This window comes from Sporosarcina quadrami (assembly GCF_014836615.1).
In the GTDB taxonomy this organism is placed as follows: domain Bacteria; phylum Bacillota; class Bacilli; order Bacillales_A; family Planococcaceae; genus Sporosarcina; species Sporosarcina quadrami.
Map to the genome: position 1 here is coordinate 348185 of NZ_JACSQN010000001.1, position 22376 is coordinate 370560.

At 39.1% G+C, this 22376-nt stretch carries 23 protein-coding genes; 21 read left to right on the plus strand and 2 right to left on the minus strand.

Annotated features, from left to right (window positions below; genetic code table 11):
- Positions 1-16: 16 nt before the first annotated feature.
- The 5 genes from H9649_RS01785 (at position 17) to H9649_RS01805 (ending at position 3639) form a co-directional block, all read left to right on the plus strand.
- Complete coding sequence (locus H9649_RS01785) at positions 17-454, plus strand: BrxA/BrxB family bacilliredoxin (protein ID WP_191692925.1); 438 nt, start codon at positions 17-19, stop codon at positions 452-454.
- On the plus strand, positions 451-1230 hold the full coding sequence (locus H9649_RS01790; protein ID WP_191692982.1) for a class I SAM-dependent methyltransferase: 780 nt from the start codon (positions 451-453) through the stop codon (positions 1228-1230). Before H9649_RS01785 ends, H9649_RS01790 begins: the two co-directional genes overlap by 4 nt.
- 278 nt (positions 1231-1508) lie before the next feature.
- The gene (locus H9649_RS01795; RefSeq protein ID WP_318241636.1) at positions 1509-2120 is read left to right on the plus strand and encodes a YpjP family protein; all 612 of its coding nucleotides are present in this window, start codon (positions 1509-1511) and stop codon (positions 2118-2120) included.
- A 69-nt stretch (positions 2121-2189) separates the two neighbouring features.
- Entirely contained in the window at positions 2190-3131 is a 942-nt protein-coding gene (locus H9649_RS01800; protein ID WP_191692927.1) for a thymidylate synthase, read from the plus strand.
- 25 nt (positions 3132-3156) lie between these two features.
- The gene (locus tag H9649_RS01805) at positions 3157-3639 is read left to right on the plus strand and encodes a dihydrofolate reductase (RefSeq protein WP_191692928.1); all 483 of its coding nucleotides are present in this window, start codon (positions 3157-3159) and stop codon (positions 3637-3639) included.
- 11 nt (positions 3640-3650) lie between these two features.
- Here H9649_RS01805 and trhA read toward each other — a convergent pair whose 3' ends face one another.
- The gene (gene trhA / locus H9649_RS01810; protein ID WP_191692929.1) at positions 3651-4286 is read right to left on the minus strand and encodes a PAQR family membrane homeostasis protein TrhA; all 636 of its coding nucleotides are present in this window, start codon (positions 4284-4286) and stop codon (positions 3651-3653) included.
- Between the two features lie 73 nt (positions 4287-4359).
- On the opposite strand from trhA, the gene H9649_RS01815 reads away from it, so the two are divergent.
- The 10 genes from H9649_RS01815 to H9649_RS01860 all read left to right on the plus strand — a co-directional run bounded on the left by H9649_RS01815 (position 4360) and on the right by H9649_RS01860 (position 12193).
- Positions 4360-5199 (plus strand): DegV family protein, encoded by an 840-nt coding sequence (locus tag H9649_RS01815; protein WP_191692930.1) that lies wholly within the window; start codon positions 4360-4362, stop codon positions 5197-5199.
- A 47-nt stretch (positions 5200-5246) separates the two neighbouring features.
- Positions 5247-6065: a GDSL-type esterase/lipase family protein gene (locus tag H9649_RS01820; protein ID WP_191692931.1), complete on the plus strand. Its 819-nt coding sequence runs from the start codon at positions 5247-5249 to the stop codon at positions 6063-6065.
- Between the two features lie 4 nt (positions 6066-6069).
- Positions 6070-6645 (plus strand): YpmS family protein, encoded by a 576-nt coding sequence (locus H9649_RS01825; protein ID WP_191692932.1) that lies wholly within the window; start codon positions 6070-6072, stop codon positions 6643-6645.
- Between the two features lie 12 nt (positions 6646-6657).
- Positions 6658-7188, plus strand: coding sequence for a peptide-methionine (S)-S-oxide reductase MsrA (msrA, locus tag H9649_RS01830; RefSeq protein ID WP_191692933.1), 531 nt, complete (start codon positions 6658-6660; stop codon positions 7186-7188).
- Positions 7185-7610, plus strand: coding sequence for a peptide-methionine (R)-S-oxide reductase MsrB (gene msrB, locus H9649_RS01835; protein WP_191692934.1), 426 nt, complete (start codon positions 7185-7187; stop codon positions 7608-7610). Before msrA ends, msrB begins: the two co-directional genes overlap by 4 nt.
- 14 nt (positions 7611-7624) lie before the next feature.
- The gene (locus H9649_RS01840) at positions 7625-7843 is read left to right on the plus strand and encodes a YozE family protein (protein WP_191692935.1); all 219 of its coding nucleotides are present in this window, start codon (positions 7625-7627) and stop codon (positions 7841-7843) included.
- An 83-nt stretch (positions 7844-7926) separates the two neighbouring features.
- Positions 7927-8628, plus strand: coding sequence for a purine-nucleoside phosphorylase (gene deoD, locus H9649_RS01845; protein ID WP_191692936.1), 702 nt, complete (start codon positions 7927-7929; stop codon positions 8626-8628).
- An 86-nt stretch (positions 8629-8714) separates the two neighbouring features.
- The gene (locus tag H9649_RS01850; protein WP_191692937.1) at positions 8715-10223 is read left to right on the plus strand and encodes a lmo1851 family serine protease; all 1509 of its coding nucleotides are present in this window, start codon (positions 8715-8717) and stop codon (positions 10221-10223) included.
- A gap of 59 nt (positions 10224-10282) precedes the next feature.
- Positions 10283-11182: a CobW family GTP-binding protein gene (locus tag H9649_RS01855; RefSeq protein WP_191692938.1), complete on the plus strand. Its 900-nt coding sequence runs from the start codon at positions 10283-10285 to the stop codon at positions 11180-11182.
- A 192-nt stretch (positions 11183-11374) separates the two neighbouring features.
- Positions 11375-12193 carry a CAP domain-containing protein gene (locus H9649_RS01860; RefSeq protein ID WP_225229604.1) on the plus strand — a complete coding sequence of 273 codons (819 nt, stop codon included), beginning with the start codon at positions 11375-11377 and terminating at the stop codon, positions 12191-12193.
- A gap of 102 nt (positions 12194-12295) precedes the next feature.
- Here the strand turns inward: H9649_RS01860 and H9649_RS01865 are convergent, their stop codons facing one another.
- The gene (locus H9649_RS01865; protein WP_318241637.1) at positions 12296-13660 is read right to left on the minus strand and encodes an MATE family efflux transporter; all 1365 of its coding nucleotides are present in this window, start codon (positions 13658-13660) and stop codon (positions 12296-12298) included.
- A gap of 164 nt (positions 13661-13824) precedes the next feature.
- Between H9649_RS01865 and H9649_RS01870 the strand changes: the two genes are divergently transcribed.
- The 6 genes from H9649_RS01870 to H9649_RS01895 all read left to right on the plus strand — a co-directional run bounded on the left by H9649_RS01870 (position 13825) and on the right by H9649_RS01895 (position 22318).
- Positions 13825-14901 carry an undecaprenyldiphospho-muramoylpentapeptide beta-N-acetylglucosaminyltransferase gene (locus H9649_RS01870; protein ID WP_191692939.1) on the plus strand — a complete coding sequence of 359 codons (1077 nt, stop codon included), beginning with the start codon at positions 13825-13827 and terminating at the stop codon, positions 14899-14901.
- Between the two features lie 197 nt (positions 14902-15098).
- Positions 15099-17906, plus strand: coding sequence for a 2-oxoglutarate dehydrogenase E1 component (locus H9649_RS01875; RefSeq protein ID WP_191692940.1), 2808 nt, complete (start codon positions 15099-15101; stop codon positions 17904-17906).
- A gap of 68 nt (positions 17907-17974) precedes the next feature.
- On the plus strand, positions 17975-19210 hold the full coding sequence (gene odhB, locus H9649_RS01880) for a 2-oxoglutarate dehydrogenase complex dihydrolipoyllysine-residue succinyltransferase (protein WP_191692941.1): 1236 nt from the start codon (positions 17975-17977) through the stop codon (positions 19208-19210).
- Positions 19211-19284: 74 nt separating this feature from the next.
- On the plus strand, positions 19285-19482 hold the full coding sequence (locus H9649_RS01885; RefSeq protein WP_191692942.1) for a DUF6501 family protein: 198 nt from the start codon (positions 19285-19287) through the stop codon (positions 19480-19482).
- A 54-nt stretch (positions 19483-19536) separates the two neighbouring features.
- Positions 19537-20406, plus strand: coding sequence for an ATP-binding protein (locus H9649_RS01890; protein ID WP_404828695.1), 870 nt, complete (start codon positions 19537-19539; stop codon positions 20404-20406).
- Positions 20407-20416: 10 nt separating this feature from the next.
- Positions 20417-22318 carry a vWA domain-containing protein gene (locus tag H9649_RS01895; protein ID WP_191692944.1) on the plus strand — a complete coding sequence of 634 codons (1902 nt, stop codon included), beginning with the start codon at positions 20417-20419 and terminating at the stop codon, positions 22316-22318.
- Positions 22319-22376: the final 58 nt, after the last annotated feature.

Below are 22376 nucleotides of genomic sequence, written 5' to 3' on the forward strand. Positions count from 1 at the left end.
AAGGGGATAAAACAACATGAATGCATACGATGAATATATGAAAGGCATTGTTAAACCAATGCGTGAAGAACTTGTTCAATATGGATTTACTGAACTGACAACGGAAGAGGATGTCCAAAAAACAATGGATAATCTTGACGGTACTGCAGTAATCGTCATCAATTCTGTGTGTGGATGTGCTGCAGGATTAGCAAGACCGGCTGTAAGGGAAGCATTAAATGAAGTTGATAATAAACCAGATCACCTGCTAACGGTTTTCGCAGGTCAAGACAAAGAAGCTACATTAATGATGCGGGATTATTTCCCGGAAGTACCTCCAAGTTCACCATCTATCGCTATTTGGCAAGACGGCAAACTTGCTTACTTCATCCCAAGAGAGCAAATTGAAAACTTTGAAATGGAACAGATTAAAGACCATCTAATTGGAGTGCTCAGTCAAGTTTGCAAGAAATGACTACCATCATTACGACAGCGGGTAGACCAGATGATAAATCTGTCAAGTTAGCAGAAATTGCACAAAAAGAATTAGGTTTTCCTATTGTTCAGCGAAACAAAAAATCAATCAACCGGTTGCAACAAGAACTTGGAGCGGATGTCTTTGTCGCTGGAAAAGACCGATATGAATTGTTTAGGACAGGTATGGAGAAGCCGTTTTTCTTTCATCCTAATTCAGCTGCTTTTCGACTGAAGAGATTACAAAATGGAGAATTCGATCCGTTAATAGAAGCTGCTAATCTGCAATCAGGAGAGACTTTTCTCGATTGTACACTCGGTCTAGCGTCGGATAGCATTATAGCATCTTATATAATAGGTGCAGAGGGCAAGTGTATCGGTATTGAAGCGGATCCCGTAGTTGCATTCATTGTTCAATATGGGTTATGCAATTATAAAAGCGACTCCGAGGCGCTTTTAAAGGCAATGTCAAACATCAAGGTTTACCACTCAAATGCACTCGACTATTTACAAATGCAGCCCGATGCGTCTGTAGACGTCGTCTATATGGATCCGATGTTTCACATCCCTATTGAAGAATCAACGAATTTCACATCGTTACGTCAAGTAGGGGTGCATAATGAGTTGACCGAACAATGGATGACAGAAGCATACCGAGTAAGCAAAAAACGAGTCGTCGTAAAAGCTCGTTTCGATTCTCCTCTGTTTGAACAATACAACTTACATCGGAACGTTCGGCCAAATACTAAATTCCATTTCGGGTTTCTATCTAAATGAAAAGCCCGTCTCTTCCGAAATGGAATGGGACGGGCTTTTTAATATTAATTAGTAAAGTTCAATGAGCTTAAATAAAGGACGAGTACGAGCATTCCAATTCCCATTAGCAATTCTACGTTCATTTATAAAACCTCCTTCATAAGACCCAACAATATTGTTCAATTGTATTGTACAATGAATAGAAGAAATATGAAACCTTTTCAAGTTTTTTTCGTATTAATCAATAGAAGTATTAAATCTGGCAATTAAAAACTGAACTATTAAAAGATAAAAAGTAGGTGAAAAAGTTGAAACTATATTTACAACGATTACTAATCGCATCAGTCGCTGTCCTAACACTAGGCGTCATTTCACCAAATCATGAAATATGGACGAACCTTCAACCTAAAGATGACACGCGGGAAACAGATATCCCTAACTCCTCCAAACATGAACTACAGCTGGGCATGGAAGACTCGATATTTGAACGCGATATGTTCGATTCATTTCCTTCTATTGATAACGATCTTTTCACGCCGGCTAAAGAGATGGCTTATTTGAAATTCGGTTCAAAAATTGGTCCTATCATTCAAAATGAATTTGATGATATCATTTTCCCGAGAATTGAACAAGTCATCGAAGAAACAGTTGCCTTAGCAGGAGGATTGGAAAAAAGACGTCTTGCGATCACGGAAAAACCTTCAGGACACTATTCAGAAAAAATATTTCACGTAACTGACAAAGATTCAAATAGCGATTTAATACGATTCCATGTACGTACTGAAAAGAGACCGCAAGATGGATACTTTTATAACTTCCATTATCATACTGTAGATGATGACTTTACAGTCCACCATTCACTGGGTGATATATACTGGTCAAAAAATACACCGCCGAAATGGTTATCTTAAAACCATATTGGCGGTCTTTTATTTCGCTTTTTGTTATACTGTCATGTAAGTAACAAGGAGGACATTCAGATGAAACAATACTTAGATCTATGCACACACATTATTGAAAATGGGACAGTGAAAGAAGACAGGACTGGAACGGGGACGATAAGCGTGTTCGGTTACCAGATGCGATACGATCTTCAGAACGGTTTCCCATTAATGACAACGAAAAAAACCGCATTCCGTTTAATTGCAACGGAATTGTTATGGTTCTTAAAAGGTGATACGAATATTCGGACACTCATCCATGACAAGAATCCGATATGGGATGAATGGGGTTTTGAACGTTGGGTAAATAGCGATGAATATTCAGGACCGGATATGACTGATTTTGGCAGACGTTGCCTCAAAGATGAAGAATTTGATGCTATCTATAAAGTTGAAATGGCTAATTATAAAAAACGGATTATCGAGGACGATGAATTTGCTGCAAAATACGGAGATTTAGGACCTATTTACGGTAAACAATGGCGTTCATGGTCGACTGGAGACAATGTCATTGACCAGATAAGTGCCTTGATTACTGGCATTAAGACAAATCCTGATTCTCGGAGACATCTTGTTACCGCATGGAATCCTTCAGAAGTGAGCGATATGGCGTTACCACCTTGCCATGCGATGTTCCAATTTTATGTGGCGGAAGGGAAGTTATCGTGCCAGCTCTATCAAAGGAGTGCCGATGTGTTTTTAGGAGTTCCTTTTAACATTGCATCGTATGCATTACTCGTCCATTTAATTGCACAAGAATGTAATTTAGCAGTAGGTGAATTCATCCATACTCTAGGTGATGCGCATATTTATCTTAATCACATGGATCAGGTGAAAGAGCAATTATCGCGAACGCCTAAACAGTTGCCGACATTACATTTACATATGGGGGATAAGAGCATATTTGACTTGTCAATTGATGACCTTGAAATTGAGGGATATGATCCGCATCCTAGGATTAAGGCACCAATAGCTGTATAAATATAGTGATGTAAAGGAGAATATTATGATATCATTGCTAGTTGCTCATGATTCAAACCGTGTTATTGGTGTAAATAACAAGATGCCGTGGCATATACCTGAGGAATTAGGTTATTTTAAAAAGGTAACGATGGGTAAAGCAATTGTCATGGGACGTAAAACATTTGAGTCGATTGGCAAGGTTTTGCCTGGACGATTAAATATTATCGTAACGCGAAATGAAGATTATCAAGTAGAGGGCGCTGAAGTGTTTCATTCACTGGAAGATGCACTACAACGCGGTAAGCAATTCTCTGAAGAAGTGGTCATTATAGGTGGCGCTGAAATCTTCAATATCTCCATGTCCTTAGCGGATCGTCTGTACATTACGATCATTCGAAATGAATATAATGGTGATACATTCTTCCCGAAATACGACGATGAATGGAAGATTATTTCTGAATCTGATGATCATCATTCTGCTTATGGAACCCCATATTCATATTTAGTTTACGAAAGAAGCTCATAAAAAAAGCGTCCTCACACATAAAGGAGGACGCTGAAAAACATTGCTGCACTACCGGCCATAACAAATAGATGCCATATTACATGATTATAAGGAATTTTTCTGTAAGCATAAAACACTGATCCCAGTGTATAAAATAACCCGCCAACAACCAATAGAATGAAACCTTCAATTGGTAAATTTATGTATAGCGGTTTAATACCTGCCATAATGAGCCATCCCATTACAATATAGAAAATGAGTGAAACAGCTTCATATCTATGGATGAAAAACACCTTAAACAGAATGCCAGCTATGGCAAGACCCCATATGATTCCGAACAACGACCAACCTAAAGCTCCTTTAATAGTCACGAGAACGAATGGTGTATAAGTGCCTGCTATAAGAACATAGATTGCTGAATGATCGAAAATGGAAAAAAGTTTTTTTAACTTTACCGGCATACTGTGGAGTAGAGTACTCATAAGAAATAATAGAAACATGGAGACGCCGAAAATCGTAAAGCTTACGATAGCTATTCCAGTTCCATGTTCAATACCTTTTCGAATTAGAAGGACAAGGGCCGGTATGCTTAAAATCAGACCAAATCCATGCGTAATGGCATTCCACAGCTCTTCATTTGAGTTTTTATAATCGAAAGCTTCTGGCATGTCCGTATCTCCTTTTTGAAGTATTATACTAGTATATTATAAAAGTCGCCAATATGATAAGGAAGTGCCATTCATGAAAAAAATTCATATCGTCACGGACTCAACTGCAGATTTAATTGAAAACTATGTTTCGCAATATGATATACACGTAGTCCCACTTACTATACATATAGATGGTGAAACGTATATCGACGGTGTAGATATTAAACCGGAGTCATTCATAGAAAAAATGAATACGAGCAAAGAGTTGCCGAAAAGCTCTCAGCCTGCAACAGGTATCTTCAAAGAACTTTACGATGAACTAGGTGCTGATGGCAGTGAAATTATTTCCATACATATGACAGGTGGAATGAGTGGCACTGTAAAATCAGCAGAAGCGGCTGCTTCGATGACAGATGCTAAAGTAACAGTTATCGATTCGATGTATATTTCACATGCATTAACATTTCAAGTATTGGAAGCGGCAAAGATGGCGAAAGAAGGAAGAAGCGTACAGGAAATCGAAGAGCGTCTTACAGTCGTACGTAAAAACACAACACTATTTGTTGTTGTAGATATGTTGGATAATCTCGTTAAAGGCGGACGTATTGGAAAAGGAAAGGCGATGATTGGCTCGTTGCTTAATATTAAACCGATAGCTACATTACAAGACGGTGTCTACACGCCTGTCGGGAAAGCAAGAAGTCATAAACAAGTTGCCTCATTTTTATATAAGGCATTTAAAGAAGAAACAGCTGGAAAGATTATTCGATCTATTGGTATATCACATGCAAATGGTCTTGCAATGGCAGAGCCGCTAATGAATATGATAGAAGAATTCGGTTGGAAAGACGTGAAATTCTCGTTCACATCTCCAATTATAAGCACGCATACAGGGGAAGGTGCAATCGGTTTTATGTATTATACCGATTGATTTAGTGCTTAAAGGATTCAATAAAAGAAAAAAGGGGAATTATTGCTATGAGAAGAGTTATGTACATACTCATCTTCTCATTACTATTGTCAGGATGCAGTACGAGGGAAGTGTATGAAGTATCATCTTTTTCGGGTCGCGATAATGTACGGTTCGAACAATATGTCTTACCCGATTATTTCATCCCGGAAACAATACAAGTAATCGGGTTAGGCGATTCCCTTACTCAAGGTGTTGGAGATGAGTATAAAAGGGGAGGCTATTTTGGTCGTGTCACGCTCGCGATGAACGACTGGAAAGGTGTAAAAGATTTAAAGTCCGACAATTTGGCAAAGCGCGGTAGACGCAGTGATCAACTACTGAAACAATTGGATGAAAGTGATATTCAAAAGAGTGTTAAAGAAGCCGATGTTATTTATTTAACTATCGGAGGAAATGACATTATGAAAGTAGTGAAGAAAAATCTCTTCAATCTAGAGCCTAAGCCGTTTTATACTGAATTGGGGAAGTTTGAAAACCGGCTTGATCAAGTATTTAAAACAATTAGAGGTCTGAATGGTGATGCTGTTATTTTTGTCGTTGGATTGTATAATCCACTTTCTATTTTAACTGATGAAGAGAATGAGTTTGAAATGATTATTGATGATTGGAACGAAGCGATTGAGATGCAAGTCATTATGGATGGGAAAGCTTGTTTTGCACCTGTCAATGACTTATTCGTCGGTAATGAAAACTTGGTCTACCATTCCGATTTCTTTCATCCTAATGCAAAAGGATACGAATCGATGGCAAACCGCTTGATTGAAAAGATTGATGGCTGTGGTTTGACGGAGTTATCAGATGGGAAATTGGAATTGCAGAGGTGATTTTTTGAACCGTTGGAAAATAGCTTTTTTAGGGTTGGTCGGTCTTATTGTTGTCGGGATTGTCGCACTTGTAATTTTTATCGAAAGTCCAGGTGACTCTGATCCATTGCCCGTTACGGAAAGATATTCCGGCAAAGGTAGTGTTCTAAGCGTAAAAGCATCCCGCAATGACTTAGAAGCACTTGCAAACACGTATATAGGAAAAGCGATGAAGAGTGATCCTTTGCCAGTGACGATGAATTTTGAAGATGATGTTATTTTACGCTCTGAATTGATTGCGTTTACGATTAAAGTACCGATAAATATGCACTTTGACCCGGTTGTTCTCAATGATGGAAATCTCCTTTTAAAACAGACGTCAATGGAAATTGGGCCGTTAGATATACCCCCTGCAACTGTATTAAAACTGTTGCGCGACTCCATTAAATTACCGGAATGGATGATTGTACGTCCTAAGGAGGAAGAAATTTTCATAAACCTTGCCGAGCTTCCAGTTTCAGGAAACCTACAAGTGAGAGCGAAGACCTTGAACTTAGCTGAAGATGATATTGTTTTTGAAGTGACTATCCCAAATGAATAAGGAGGCACAAACATGACAACACAAGTAGCGACGTTTGCTGGAGGATGTTTTTGGTGCATGGTAAAACCTTTCGATCGATATGATGGTGTGATATCTGTCATATCAGGCTATACAGGTGGGGATATACCGAATCCAACATACGAAATGGTTTGTACAAATACAACAGGCCATAGGGAAGCCGTTCAAATCACTTTTGATGATTCAATTATTTCCTATGAGGAATTACTGTCCATTTTCTGGCGACAGATTGATCCAACAGATCAAGGTGGTCAATTTTTCGATCGTGGTGAATCGTATAAAACGGCAATCTTCACACATTCTGAAGAGCAAAATGAACTAGCGGAGACATCTAAACTTACTCTACAAGCGTCTGGAAAGTTCAACAAACCGATTCAAACGGACATCTTACCTGCAAAAGAGTTCTATAAAGCTGAAGAAGGACATCAAGATTACTACTTAAAAAATCCTACTCACTATAATCGATATGCTGTAGGATCTGGAAGAGAAAACTTTAAAAAAGAGAATTGGAGTGATCATCAATGAAAGAGAATCTTAAAAACACGTTGACGGATATCCAGTATCATGTGACTCAGGAAAATGGGACAGAGAAACCTTTCCAAAATGAATACGACAGCCATTTTGAAGATGGGATCTATGTAGATATTGTATCAGGCAAACCACTTTTTAGTTCTCTTGATAAATATGATGCAGGTTGTGGATGGCCAAGCTTTACAAAACCGATTGATAGTGCTGAAGTGACAGAACACTTCGACACGACACATGGGATGCGTAGGACTGAGGTACGCAGCAAGACAGCAGACTCTCATTTGGGACATGTCTTTCCAGACGGACCAGGTCCTGAAGGTCTTCGCTATTGCATAAATTCAGCAGCAATGCGTTTCATTCCTGTTAGGGAACTTGAAAAGGAAGGTTATGGAGAGTATCGTAGTCGATTTGTAGACTGACTGGAGGCCAAATAATGGATAGATCTTTTTATCAATTTGCACTTGCATATCGCGGCGGCTCTAAAGAAGATGTCTATGCTCTTTTTGCTGAAGCTATGTTCAATGACCTAGCTTTTCCTAAAGTTGAGAAAGAATTTGATCCGCTTTCCCGTTATATAGAAGAGAAAGCGGATTCTGCTATGCCGAGTATTGTTTTTGATGAGTTGTTTGGATTGTATAAAGAGCGTTTCTAATACATTTGCATGACCATCTTCATTGCATAATCCAGCGATTAACTGTATGATTAGTAAAGAATTTTGAAAGGTAGGCGGGAACATTGAGCATACATATTAATGCAAAAAAAGGCGATATTGCTGATACGATTCTTTTACCAGGAGATCCATTGCGAGCGAAATACATTGCAGAAACATTCCTGGAAGATGTAACACAGTACAATGAAGTTAGAAATATGTTCGGTTATACAGGTACTTATAAAGGAAAACGTATTTCTGTTCAAGGTACGGGTATGGGAGTACCATCCATTTCGATATATGTAACTGAACTTATGCAAGAATTTGATGTTCAAAAACTTATTCGTGTAGGAACTTGCGGCGCTATCCAAAAGGACGTCCAAGTGCGTGATGTCATCCTTGCACAAAGTGCAACAACAAACTCACCAATTAACCGTACATTCTTCAATGGTGTCGATTATGCACCGACTGCAGATTTCGATCTATTATTAAAGGCTTACAATGCAGGTGTTGAAAAAGGATTGCATTTGAAAGTTGGAAATGTGTTCACTGAAGACTTCTTCTATAATGAACATGCTGAACACGAAAAGCTTGCTCAATATGGTGTGTTAGCAGTTGAAATGGAAACGGCAGCACTTTATACACTTGCTGCAAAATTTGGCAGACAAGCGCTTGCTGTATTGACAGTAAGTGACCACATTTTGACTGGAGAAGCTACAACTTCAGAAGAGCGTCAAACAACATTCAATGAAATGATTGAAGTTGCATTGGATGCTGCAATTCAATAAGAATGAAATAAAAGACCGTTCGCTTATACATCGGCGGTCTTTTTTTGAATAAACTCGTATAAAGAGGAAAGAAAGTTGGGAAAAGGATGGACGAAAAAGAGAAAAATGACGGTCTCGATAATATGAATGAAACAGAACATGAACCGCGTGCAAAGCGATTTATTCAGATGAAACCGTTCTCACTCGTCATGCTTGTATTCGGTCTTGTTCTTGCTACTGCAGCTGTTACGTTTTTCGCTTTGACAACAGGTGAAGACAAAGTAGTGGAAGTTGTCAGTCCACAAAATCATGCGAATGTAGACCGGAAAGAATTCAAGAAATTGTATGATGCTTATGACGAAATGAAAAAAACGTATTACAACGATATTGATGAAACGTCAATTATTGATGGTGCAATAAATGGAATGATCGAGGCGCTTGGGGATCCATTTTCGGATTATTTGAATGAGAAAGAAGCGCGTCAACTGAATGAGAGTATTTCTTCAAGTTTCGAAGGAATCGGCGCTGAAATCCAAGAGCTAAATGGATATATTAATGTTGTTTCTCCTATTAAAAACTCTCCAGCTGAACGGGCCGGACTGTTACCAAACGACTTGATTATCGCCGTAGATGGCACGAGTATTCAAGGAATGTCTTCTTCTGAAGCGGTGTTACTTATTCGCGGTGAAAAAGGCACGACCGTGACATTATCTGTGCGACGTGGACAAATGGCCGAACCATTTGATGTGAAAATTGAAAGAGACGTCATTCCGATTGAAACGGTATACGCTGAAATGCTAGATGATCATATTGCCCATATCCGAATAACGAGCTTCTCTGAACATACGTATGACGAGCTATTGAAGGCTCTTGATGAAATGGAAAACGAAGGAATGGAAGGTTTAATAGTCGATGTCCGTCAAAATCCGGGTGGAATGCTAAATACTGCGATAGACATCTCAGATCTTTTCGTGGCAAAGGACAAAAACCTATTCCAATATGAAGGCAAAGGAAGCAATCCTGAAGTGTATGTTGCATCCAATGGCAGGAAAGTAGAAGTGCCTGTCACTCTCGTCATAGACGATGGCAGTGCTTCAGCTTCTGAAATACTTGCAGGTGCTCTGAAGGAATCAGCAAATATTCCACTAATCGGTATTAAAACATATGGCAAGGGAACTGTTCAAACACCTAGAGATTTACCTGACGGTTCTAACTTGAAATTAACTACAGCAAAATGGTTAACACCAGACGGCAATTGGATTCACGAAAAAGGCATTGAGCCGGATATTGAAGTACAGTATCCGACATATGCAATGTTGCCTTTCCTGGATCCAACTGTGGAAATGAAAGAAGGCATGGTATCTCCAGCCATCAAAGCTGCTGAAGAAATGTTACAAGCAATCGGCTATGAGCCAGGTGATGTAGACGGATTGTTTGATGCAAGTACAAAAGCTGCTGTTGAATCACTACAAGAGAAATTGTCACTAGAAGTGGACGGCATTCTAGCAGGCGATACAACTTACGCTTTAATGAATGAGTTGAAAGACAAAATTAAGAAAGACGATCCTCAGTTGATGAAAGCGAAGGAAGTCTTGAAAGAAAAGATCGGAGAATAATTGAAAAGCGTCCAATCCTCTATGGTTGGGCGCTTTTCATATATAAAAGAGGGATTAACATGACAGATGTCTATTTGTTAAGCGGATTTTTAGGAAGTGGTAAAACTTCATTATTAATGAAGTTGATTGCCCAATTAAAAGAACAAGGGAAGAGACCGGCTGTTCTTATGAATGAATTCGGGTCTATTTCAATTGACTCTGATACAGTTGGAACTTCCGATAATATACCATTAAAAGAGTTGCTAAACGGTTGTATATGTTGCACGGGTTCCGAGCAGACAGAAGCTCAATTACAAGGACTGCTTGAGGAAAATGAAGACATTGATGTCATACTAATTGAAACAACAGGGGCTGCACACCCTGTAGAAGCACTAGATGCTATCTATTCTCCGTTGTTTGCAGATCGCTTAAATATTAAAGGAATCGTAACTGTGGCCGATTCGAAACGATGGTTGGAGAGAGAGAAGTTGTCACCGCAAATTCGTTCATTGTTTATGGAGCAAATCCGTCATGCGCATATTATTCTTGCAAACAAGTCAGACTTACTGACTGACTCTAGTATGGCTACTGTCACAATGGAAATTTCAAATCTAAATGAACATGCTCCAATTATTCAGACTAAAAATGCGGATGTTTCTTTCTCATTTATTGAAGAAACGCTTGGGAAAATGGATAAACCTTTGGAAAAATCTATTCTGTCAGGACGGAATCTGCCTTTGTCGTCCAAATTGCTTGTATTTAATAGCCCAGTCGATAAGGAACAATTTGAAGACTGGGTTAAATCTCTCCCAGATACAGTATATAGAATGAAGGGATATGTACCTGTTAAAGATATTAAAAACCCTTATCTTTTTCAATATGCATACGGAATGGTTAATTGGCTCCCTGAATATGTAAAGATGGAACCTAGATTGGTCGTCATTGGTGAAGGGATTGGACAATTAACCTATCCGTACTAACATGCTTGAATCCGAGAATTGTCAACCCCATTTCAAATGAAATAATAGACGATCCAACCGAAATTATCCAAATCGTAGACTGATTGATGACTTGTACAAAGGTATTTTCGTATTCTATGGATACATTGGTTTTTTCTGCCGTTTCTCCTCATCTTCCTTACGTTATGATAGTTTGCGAAGGGAGTGTTATAGATGAAAAAATCAATGTCAGTCATCTTACTCGGTTCGGCACTACTTCTGTCGAACAACAATAATGCAGAAGCATCTTATCAAAATAATGATGTGGACGTTCAACCATCACTAAAAACGATTCAGAAATACGTTGTTACTAAAGGGCAATTCAATTCTGAATATGAAGTGAATGAATACATTTCTTCATATATTAAAGAGTTGGAGAAAGCATTTGGTGAATACCCATTCCTGAATGGGCAAAAGCCTTCGGTGAAACCGGACCAACCAGTCAAGCCAAATGAGCAACAAAAGCCTGTAACACCAAATAAGCCGGTTGAGGAACAAAAACCTGTGGCACCAGAAAAACCGGTTGAACCACAGAAGCCTGTTACTCCACCACAGACACCGAGCGACAAGCCGGTTGAACAACAACCACCTGTCAATCAGGAGCAAAATCAATCAATTTCAGCTGTAGAACAAGCGGTATTAAATCTGACGAATGCAGAAAGACAAAAAGCAGGTTTACAGCCGTTACAAATTGATAACAAACTTATGAACTCTGCTCGTCAAAAATCGACTGATATGGCTACGAAAAACTATTTCTCACATACTAGTCCTACGTATGGTTCACCATTTGATCAGATGAAAGCAAATGGAATCAGCTACAAGTCTGCTGCCGAAAACATTGCCATGGGTCAACGTAGCGCTGAGGAAGTCGTAAAAGGATGGATGGAATCTCCGGGACATAGACAAAACATCTTAACTCCGGAATTCACGCATATTGGTATTGGGTATGATGCCAATGGGAATTACTGGACACAACAATTTATACAAAAATGATATGAAAAAGAACATGACGGGATGTATACCCATCATGTTCTTTTTTTGCATGAATTTAAAATGATTGAATAGAAATTCATTTGAAAATTACTATACAAATCATTAGTTAGCACCCGGAATTTTCAAAGCGAATCTTTTTTGCACATAATACAAACGGATGCTTAATGTAATGGCTCCGAGCGTTAATCCGACAATAAGACCTACCCAGTACCCATACGGTCCAAGTGTAGTATACGTGGCTGTCACATATCCAACAGGTAAACCAATAACCCAAAAAGAAATGATCCCGACGATAAATGTTACATTAACGTCTTTATAACCACGTAAAGATCCTTGTATTGGCGCTTGAATTGCATCAGATAACTGAAAAAATGCTGCAAAAATGAAGAATTTAATTGCTAAAGCGATGATTGCTGCATCTGTTGTATATAAGGAAGCAATCGGCTCTCTAAATAAAAGTAATATAACTATAGAAATAAAACTGAATGCCACAGCAAGTCCTACCGCTAGGTAACTGTAATGCTTCGCGTTAGTTGAACGCCCTGCACCTATTGCTTGTCCAACTAGTATTGTGGCACCCATAGATATACTTAGAGGAATCATATATAAAAGTGATGTGAAATTCAATGCAATCTGGTGAGCAGAAATAGTTTCCGTAGTATATCCGCTCATTAAAAGGGTCACAACCGAAAAGATGCTTATTTCCACAAAAATCGATAATCCTATCGGCACACCAATTTTAAGAATTTCCCACCATTTTTTAAACGATATTCGCTGCCAATTAATAAAGAGGGAAAACGCTTGGAATGGCTTCCGTTTCCATGCGATGAGTAAGGAAATGGCTAATACAATCCAATACGTAAAGCCTGAAGCATAACCCGCCCCTGCGCCTCCGAGTTCAGGAAAGCCAAACTTTCCAAAAATGAGCAAGTAATTCAAGACAATATTTATAGGTGCAGATAAAAGTATGATGAACATAGAAACGCGTGTCGCACCAAGTGCATCGAAAAACGCACGCAGAACGGTGTAAGCGAATAAAGGAATTAAACCAATACACATCCCGTTCAAATAATTGCCGGCCACTATGCTAATAGCACCTTCAAGTGGCATATGGTTAATAGATGGTATAACTACTAGTAGCATAATAGTAAAAACAATTGCAGATAATGCTAAAGATACATATAAACCTTGTTGCACAGACGGGCGAGTTTCTTTCTTATTTCCGCTACCTATATAATGGGCAATCATAGGTGTTAGTCCCATAAGAATTCCCGATAATCCCGTGTAGACCGGAACCCAAAATGAAGACCCTATCGTTACACCTGCTAAATCTTGTGTATTGTAACGGCCGGTCATGAGAATATCAAAAAAAGTCATTAAGTACAGTGCAACTTGAGTAATTAGAATTGGTACGACAATCTTAATAAATGTTGCTAATTTCTGTTTAAATGGTAAAACATCGTCCACGGGAAATGCTCCTTTCGATGTAAAAGAAATACTGTTGACTCTGAAGTTAAAAAAGTTTTCATATGTTATAAATCAATCCACATTGTATCATGTTTTTTTTGCTATACTAGCTAAGTAGTAACAAAAATAGCAGTTAAATTTAGTCAGATGAGGTGAAGGGCCAAATGAAACGGCCGGTTATTGTATTAACAGGAGGCGGGACGGCAGGGCATGTATCTGTCAACGAAGCACTTATTCCTGTATTTATCGAAAGAGGATATGAAGTTCATTATATTGGTTCTCATGACGGAATCGAACAGGAGTTAATCCGCAACGGTCATCCAGAAGTGCAATATCATGCTATACAAAGTGGGAAGTTAAGACGTTATTTTTCCGTGAAAAACTTTACCGATCCTTTTAAAGTGGGGGCGGGAGTTTTGCAGGCATTCGTTGTATTGATGAAATTGAAGCCTGAAATCATTTTTTCAAAAGGTGGATTTGTTTCTGTGCCTGTCGTTCTGGCAGCAAAACTCGCAAAAATACCTGTAGTCATCCATGAATCAGACGTTACACCAGGACTAGCAAACAAGCTGGCGCTACCTTTTGCCAAACATATCTTCACTGTGTTTGAACAGACTTTGGAACATGTTCCGACAGATAAAGCGACATGTACAGGTGCAGTTATTCGTCCGGAAATTTTTCAAGGGAATCGGAAAGAAGGACTGCGAATTGCACGGTTAACAGGAGAAAAGCCTGTCTTCATTATAACGGGTGGTAGCCAAGGTTCAGCAATTTTAAATGAAACTATACGAAAAGATTTAAATCTTCTACTCGAAAGGTATGAAATCATCCACCTTTGCGGTAAAGGGAACATTATCGAAGAGTTAGAGCAGCTATCAGGCTATACACAATTTGAATACGTTACTGAAGGATTGCCACATTTATTAGCTGCTGCAGATTTTGCAATATCTCGGGCAGGATCCAATGCGATTTTCGAATTACTTTCGGTTATGAAACCGATGTTGCTAATTCCGCTATCTGCATCACAAAGTCGTGGAGACCAATTATTAAATGCATCACTTTTTGAATCCCTCGGCATAGCTGAAATTGTCCAAGAAGAACAATTAAGTACTTTGTCAGCAGTAGATCTATTTACAACTTTGCAAAATAGCAAGCAAGACTTGTTAATGAAAATGGAAGATATTTCAACGACAAAATCGCCGAAAGACATGGCGGAAATGATTCTATCTTATAAAAACTAATGAATATTGATAAATATACGTAATTATGCATTTCATACTGTTGCAATCAACGAGAATGAGGTGTAGAGTTGATTGCGGTATAAAAGTCAATTATATAGTACTAAACCCTTTCAGTAATACGGTTTGCATGGTACTATGGATACGGATAAAAAATATAAACACAACAGGCCGAATGGCAAATGTGGAGGTCATTTTACATGTCGAACAATGTTGGTTCCCACCGTTCTCCTTACTCGGTATTCGCAGGTCCGAACCTTGGGTATGTAATGGAAATGTATGAGCAGTTCAAAACTTCACCGGAGACGGTTGATCCTGAACTAGCTGAGATGTTCAAGAAATTTGGAGCTCCATCTGTTGAAGGAGATTCACAGACTACAGCAACAGCAGTTCCTGCAGGAAATTTCGGGAAAGTTCTTTCTGCATATACACTAATTAATGCAATACGTTCATATGGACATCTTGCAGCAGATATTTATCCGCTTAACGATCGTCCGAAAGACTCGAGTCGTCTGGAATTATCACATTACGGTTTGACAGAGTCAGATTTGAAGGATATGCCCGCTTCATTGTTACTTCAGAACACGCCAGCAGGTGTTGAAAACGGTCTGGAAGCTGTAAACTACTTAAAATCATTATACACAGGTAAAATCGCATATGAGTTTTCACATGTAATCGATGAACAAGAGCGCATTTGGATCCAATCTAAGATTGAAAACGGTGAAATTACTGTTAACCTCTCAGCAGATGATCGTAAAGAATTGCTTCATAGACTGACTCAAATTGAAGGCTTTGAAAAGTTCATCCACCGGACATTTGTCGGAGCGAAACGATTCTCTATCGAAGGTTTAGACTCCCTTGTAGTTTTGCTTGATGAGTTAGTACGACGCTCAGAAGCCGAGCAAATGAAAAAAGTATTAATTGGAATGGCTCACCGTGGCCGTTTGAATGTACTTACACATATCTTAAACAAACCTTATGAAATGATGTTTGCTGAATTCGCAGGAGTACCATCATCTCCGTTCCTACCTGAAGATGGCTCACTTGTTACGACTCGTGGATGGTTCGGCGATGTTAAGTATCATATGGGTGGTCTGTATAAAGGGAAATCAGGAATGGAGCGTTTCCTAGCATATAATCCTTCTCACTTGGAAGTTGTTAATCCTGTAGTTGCAGGTCAGACGCGTGCAGCGCAGGAATCGACTGACAAAGAAGGGATGCCTGTCCAAGACATGAATGCTGCTTATGCAATTATGATCCATGGAGATGCTGCATTCCCTGGCCAAGGTATAGTACCTGAGACATTCAACTACAGTCGTGTCCGTGGTTACAAAACAGGCGGATCTATTCATATTATTGCTAACAATACAATCGGTTTTACGACAGAATACTATGATTCAAGATCGACACATTATTCTTCGGATCCTGCAAAAGGCTTCGAAGTTCCGATTTTACATGTGAATGCAGATAGCCCTGAAGAAGTAATCGCAGCTGCTACTTTTGCTTTTGAATATCGACAGAAATTCAGCAAAGATATTCTAATAGACTTGATCGGCTACCGCCGTTATGGACATAACGAAATGGATGAACCTTTAGTGACAAATCCGATGATGTATCACTTAATACACAAACATCCGACTCCAAGACAGCTATATGGAATGGAACTTGTAAAAGAAAACATTTTAAGCGAAGCAGATGTTGACAAACTTGATACAAATGTATTTGCAGTGATGCAAGAAGCATATGACAAAGTGAAAGAGCATTCTGCTGATGTGAAAAAGATATCAAATGCAACTCCTGAATATGTTCTTGACGGATTCCCGAGAGACTTGGAAACAGGAGTCGATGAAGAGACATTACGCCGTATGAATGAAGAACTTCTATCTTATCCGGATGATTTCAGTGTATTCAGCAAATTAGACAGAATCCTTAAACGTCGTGAAGAGCCATTTAAAGGTAAAGGAAAAATAGACTGGGCACATGCCGAGCAATTGGCGTTTGGAGCAATCTTACAAGACGGCAATCCGATTCGTATGACCGGACAAGATATTCAGCGTGGGACATTTGCACATCGTCATCTTGTTCTCCATGATGAAAAATCAGGCGAAGAATTTGTTCCTCTACATCATATAAGTGGATCTAACGCATCTTTCGTTGCGTATAACAGTCCTTTAACAGAATTTGCAGTAGTTGGTTATGAATTCGGATATAACTTGGAAAGAGATAAGGCTTTATCTATATGGGAAGCTCAGTATGGCGACTTCGCCAATATGGCTCAAGTTATGTTTGACCAATTCATATCTTCTAGTCATTCAAAATGGGGACAGCAGTCTGGATTAGTCATGTTACTGCCTCACGCCTATGAAGGTCAAGGGCCTGAACACTCAAGTGCAAGACTTGAAAGATATTTACAACTATGTGCAGAAAATAACTGGACAGTAGCTAACTTATCAAGTGCGGCAAACTATTTCCACATTTTACGCAGACAGGCTAAAATGCTTGGTACAGAAGTTGAACGCCCACTTGTTATCGTTTCACCAAAATCACTTCTTCGTCATCCACTTGTTGGTGCAGACGTAAGCGATCTATCTGACGGCCATTTCCAAACTGTTCTTGAACAGCCAGGAACTGGACAACAAACCGATAAAGTGAAAAAGATTCTTTTTGCAAGTGGTAAAATGGCTATTGATCTAGCTGAAAAAGTAAAAGATGGAGAAGGATTTGATCATCTTCATATCGTTCGTGTGGAGCAATTATATCCATTCCCATCAGACAAAATTGCGGAAATTACTTCTCGTTATCCAAAGGCAAAAGAACTTGTTTGGGTTCAGGAAGAGCCAAAAAATATGGGATCTTGGTCATTTGCATCTCCTTACTTACGTGAGATTGCAGACGGCAAAGATATCACATATGTTGGTCGTATTCACCGCGCAAGTCCTTCAGAAGGTAATGGGGAAGATCACAAGATTGAACAACAACGCATTATTAACGAAGCACTGAAAAAATAAATCTTTAACAACTAAAATATACAATTGTTAAACACCGCAGAGACGGTAATATAGAGGAGGAATTTATTGTGGCAGAGATCAGAGTACCTGAACTTGCAGAATCGATAACAGAAGGAACAATCGCAAAATGGTTGAAACAACCTGGCGAAAGTGTAGATAAAGGTGAATTTATCGTAGAACTTGAAACGGATAAAGTAAACGTTGAAGTTATTTCTGAAGAAGCTGGGGTTATACAGGAACTTTTAGCAGCTGAAGGGGACACTGTTGAAGTTGGGCAAGTAATTGCTGTTGTAGGTGAAGGATCAGGAGCACCAGCAGCTCAATCTGTAGCACCTGCTGCTAAAACAGAGGAAGCACCAGAGGTATCTGCTGCACCTGCTCAACAAGAAGCTGCAGCAGTACAGACAGCTGACCAAAGTGCAACAGAACGTACTATAGCAAGTCCTGCAGCAAGAAAAATGGCAAGAGAAAAAGGAATTGATCTTGCTTCAGTTTCTCCTGTAGATCCAATGGGACGCGTCCGTGCACAAGATGTCAGCGCGCATGGTACGGCACCAAAAGCTCCAGCAGCACCAGCTAAAGCATCAGCTCCAGCTAAAGAAGACGGCAGAGAAACTCGAGAGAAGATGACACGTCGTCGTCAGACGATTGCTAAACGTCTTTTGGAAGTTAGACAGTCTACTGCAATGTTAACTACTTTCAATGAAATTGATATGACAGCAGTTATGGAACTTCGTAAGCGTAAGAAAGATGATTTCTTCGACAAAAATGATGTACGACTAGGATTCATGTCCTTCTTTACAAAAGCAGTTGTTGCTGCGCTCAAGAAATACCCATATGTAAATTCAGAAATCGATGGCGATGAAATCATTCTAAAGCATTATTTCGATATCGGTATTGCTGTATCTACTGAAGGCGGTCTAGTTGTTCCAATCGTTCGTGATGCAGACCGTAAGAACTTTGCTGAAATCGAGTCAACAATTGGCGAACTTGCTACTAAAGCAAGAGACAATAAGTTGACTTTGGGTGACATGTCAGGCGGATCATTCACAATTACAAATGGTGGAGTATTTGGTTCATTGCTATCTACACCAATTCTTAATGGAACACAAGTCGGTATTCTTGGTATGCATACAATCCAAAAACGTCCGATTGCTGTAGGTGACAACGTGGAAATTCGTCCGATGATGTATATTGCATTGTCTTATGATCACCGTGTAATCGACGGTAAGGATTCGGTTGGTTTCTTAAAAATGGTGAAAGAGTTGCTTGAAAATCCAGAAGATCTTCTTCTAGGTTCTTAAGTTCATAATTTCAAATGATGGCCCGGATCCTCCGGGCCATTTTTCAAATCAAATAGTAATGGAAGGTGATTCTTATGGACTTTAAGAATTGGGTTACTGCGCCGACATTAAAAAAAGTTGTGTGCCAGCATGCGGATGCACAAAAGTATGTAGTTACAGATGTGTTAACCCCTGGTAAAGAGTACGAAGTGAAAAATGAAACGGAAGAATTTATATTCATAATCGATAACACCGGAAAAGTCGGCGGTTATTACAAAACATATTTTGAATGAAAGAAATGCCCAATGCCAAATACTGAGGCGTTGGGCATTTCTATTAGGGAGTGAATCGAAGTGGAAAAACTACTTACATCAGAACGTGCGGTTAGACTTGAACGGTCTTATAATGAAGAACTCCAATTATTAATTCAGCAAGGCGGCTATGTATCTCCAATAGAGCATCTATGGGAGGATATTTTAATAGGTGTTGTTTTAAAGAAGCCCATTTTGCTAAAAGGACCGTCAGGCTCAGGTAAAACAAAACTTGCTCAAAGTATTTCTGCATTTTTCAACCAACCAATGCACAGTGTAAATTGTTCAGTTGATTTGGATGCAGAGTCTCTTCTTGGTTTTAAAACGATTATTACAAAAGAAGGACAGTCCCTGATTGAGTTTATTGATGGACCTGTAGTTCAAGCGATGAAGCAAGGACATATTCTTTATATTGACGAAATTAATATGGCTAAGCCAGAAACTTTGCCCATATTACATAGCGTACTTGATCATCGTCGGATGTTGACTAATCCTTTTACGAGTGAAGTAATACATGCTCATGAAGATTTTGCAGTAGTTGCTGCTATAAACGAAGGATATGTAGGGACATCTCCTATGAACGAAGCATTGAAAAATCGCTTCATCTCTTTTTCAATTCCTTACTTAGCAGGAGACCAATTACTGGATGTTATTAAAGAGCAGGTTCCTAGTGCGAATGGAGAATTGATAAATACGCTAATGAATATTCATGACGATTTGAAAAAGCAAGTAATGAATGGACTTCTTGCAGAAGAAGCGGCTTCTGTTAGAAGTCTAATGGACGCAGTTGCGCTTGCTCAATATATGCCTGTCAGAAGAGCTATTCTTTATGGTATCGCTGAAAAACTAGAAGACAAAATGGAACAGAAGCTCATAATGGAATTAGTAAACACTTGGGTAAAGTGAGGCGGTCAGTATGGTTAAGTTAAATCGGTTCATACAATTCAATGACGAAACGATCGACGCCAATATGCTTCTCCTGTATGAAAAATTAGGAAGGGCTCTTGCGGAGGCGCCTTATTTGAATATGACAGAAAGAAAGCTCTTTGAATTTGAGCCTATAAGTGGAAATGTATCGCTCAGTGTCTTTTGGAGACATAGAACTGAAAGTATTACACATGCTGGCAGATTGTCGGATGTATATTTGTTGACAGTCGGATTTTGGAAACATTTTTCGGTAAAGCAATGGTTAGATTTCCGGAAAACCTACAGTAGTCATCCTTTGCGGAAGTTTGCTGAAGAGCTTTTATTAATGCTAGAAGAATTCAGATTGATGGACGTAGTAGTGAAACAACGACCTGGAACAGCTCAAGCCTTTTCAGTGAGAAGGAAATTGATGTTGCAATTTCACTATGATTTGCTGAAGTCTAACTTTCAAAAAGGTTTTCTTGCTGACGCTTTGATAAATCATCTTTATATCACTTTGCATGAAGGAATTTTATCTGATTTACAAGTGGATTGGCATTTGCCAATTGAACACATACAGAGAATTGCAATCTTTGCTTCCGATGCACATTCCACTTCTGAAATGAGCGATCTGACAAAACGCATTATATTTATGGTTGAAGAAATTTTGGAACAAGATCTTGTTCTTCAATATTATGCAGTAGGAGATTCTGTATCTGATAAAACAGCGGCATTTCATTACCATGATGGTATGGAAGATGCAGAAAAAGGTGAAGAGGGCATTAAAGAGACGATTGAAGAGATCTTCCGAACTTGGCATCGAGAAACGGAAGACGAATCCGGCGTCCACCTTGAGTACGAGATCGAACACGGAAGGTCAGGTAAGAGTGAAGGCGGAGAAGCGGCGGAAGGAAATGACAATGCACAGATAGACCAAATAGGAAAAGGGAGTTCGACGGGGGATGAAAATCAGAAACGTCAACAGATGGTTGAAGAAAGAAAAGATGATAATAAAGAGTATGACCGGAAAAAAGCTGGTGTGAAATTCGGTAAAGAAAATGCAAATGTGGTGTATATAGAAGAACTAGTAGAAGTACAATCAGATGAAAAAAACAGATATAAGTTACAGCAATGGCGTGAACAACAAAAACCTTTTGTGAGATCATTTGTTGAAGAAATAAAAAAACGAATTGAAATGAAAGAAGATAGTCGTAGAACTGGTTTAATGAAAGGACGATTATCGTCAAATCTTTTAACGATGGCAGTGGATGAAAGACCACGGCCATTTTACAGGAAAAACAGTCCTGCCAAAAATCTCGATGCTGTTTTTGGTTTACTCGTCGATGGTTCTGCATCTATGATGGATAAATTGGATGAAACAAAAGAAGCGGTTTTATTGTTCCATGATGTACTCAGACAACTATCAGTAAGACATGAAATTTCGTCGTATTACGAAGATGCAGAACAAGCTACGAAAGACGTTCAACCGAATGTTTTTGGATTAATGCACACATTTGAGGACGTCCAAAAAGATGATGGAATGACGATCTTATCATTTGAAACAAATGAAGATAATCGTGATGGCTTTGCGATTAGGTGGATGGCTGATCGGCTAGTGAAAAGAATGGAGAAGCACAAATTTCTTCTTGTTTTTTCTGACGGGGAACCTTCTGCTTTCGGATATGACCGTAATGGAATACTGGATACTAGAGAAGCTGTTATGGAAGTAGAGAAAAAAGGGATATCTGTTATCCATTTGTTTTTATCAACCGATAATCCGACTGATGATCAGCGGAACCTGTTTTCAATGATGTTCGGCAATAAATCTGCCGCATCCGATTCCGTTGAAGATTTCAGTGATCAGACATTGAGAATTTTAAGAAAGCTCTTGTCTATTGTCATTAATCAATGAAAGAACACCAAAATGCAACTTCCGGTTAGTAGGAAGTTGCATTTTTAAAACAATAGAG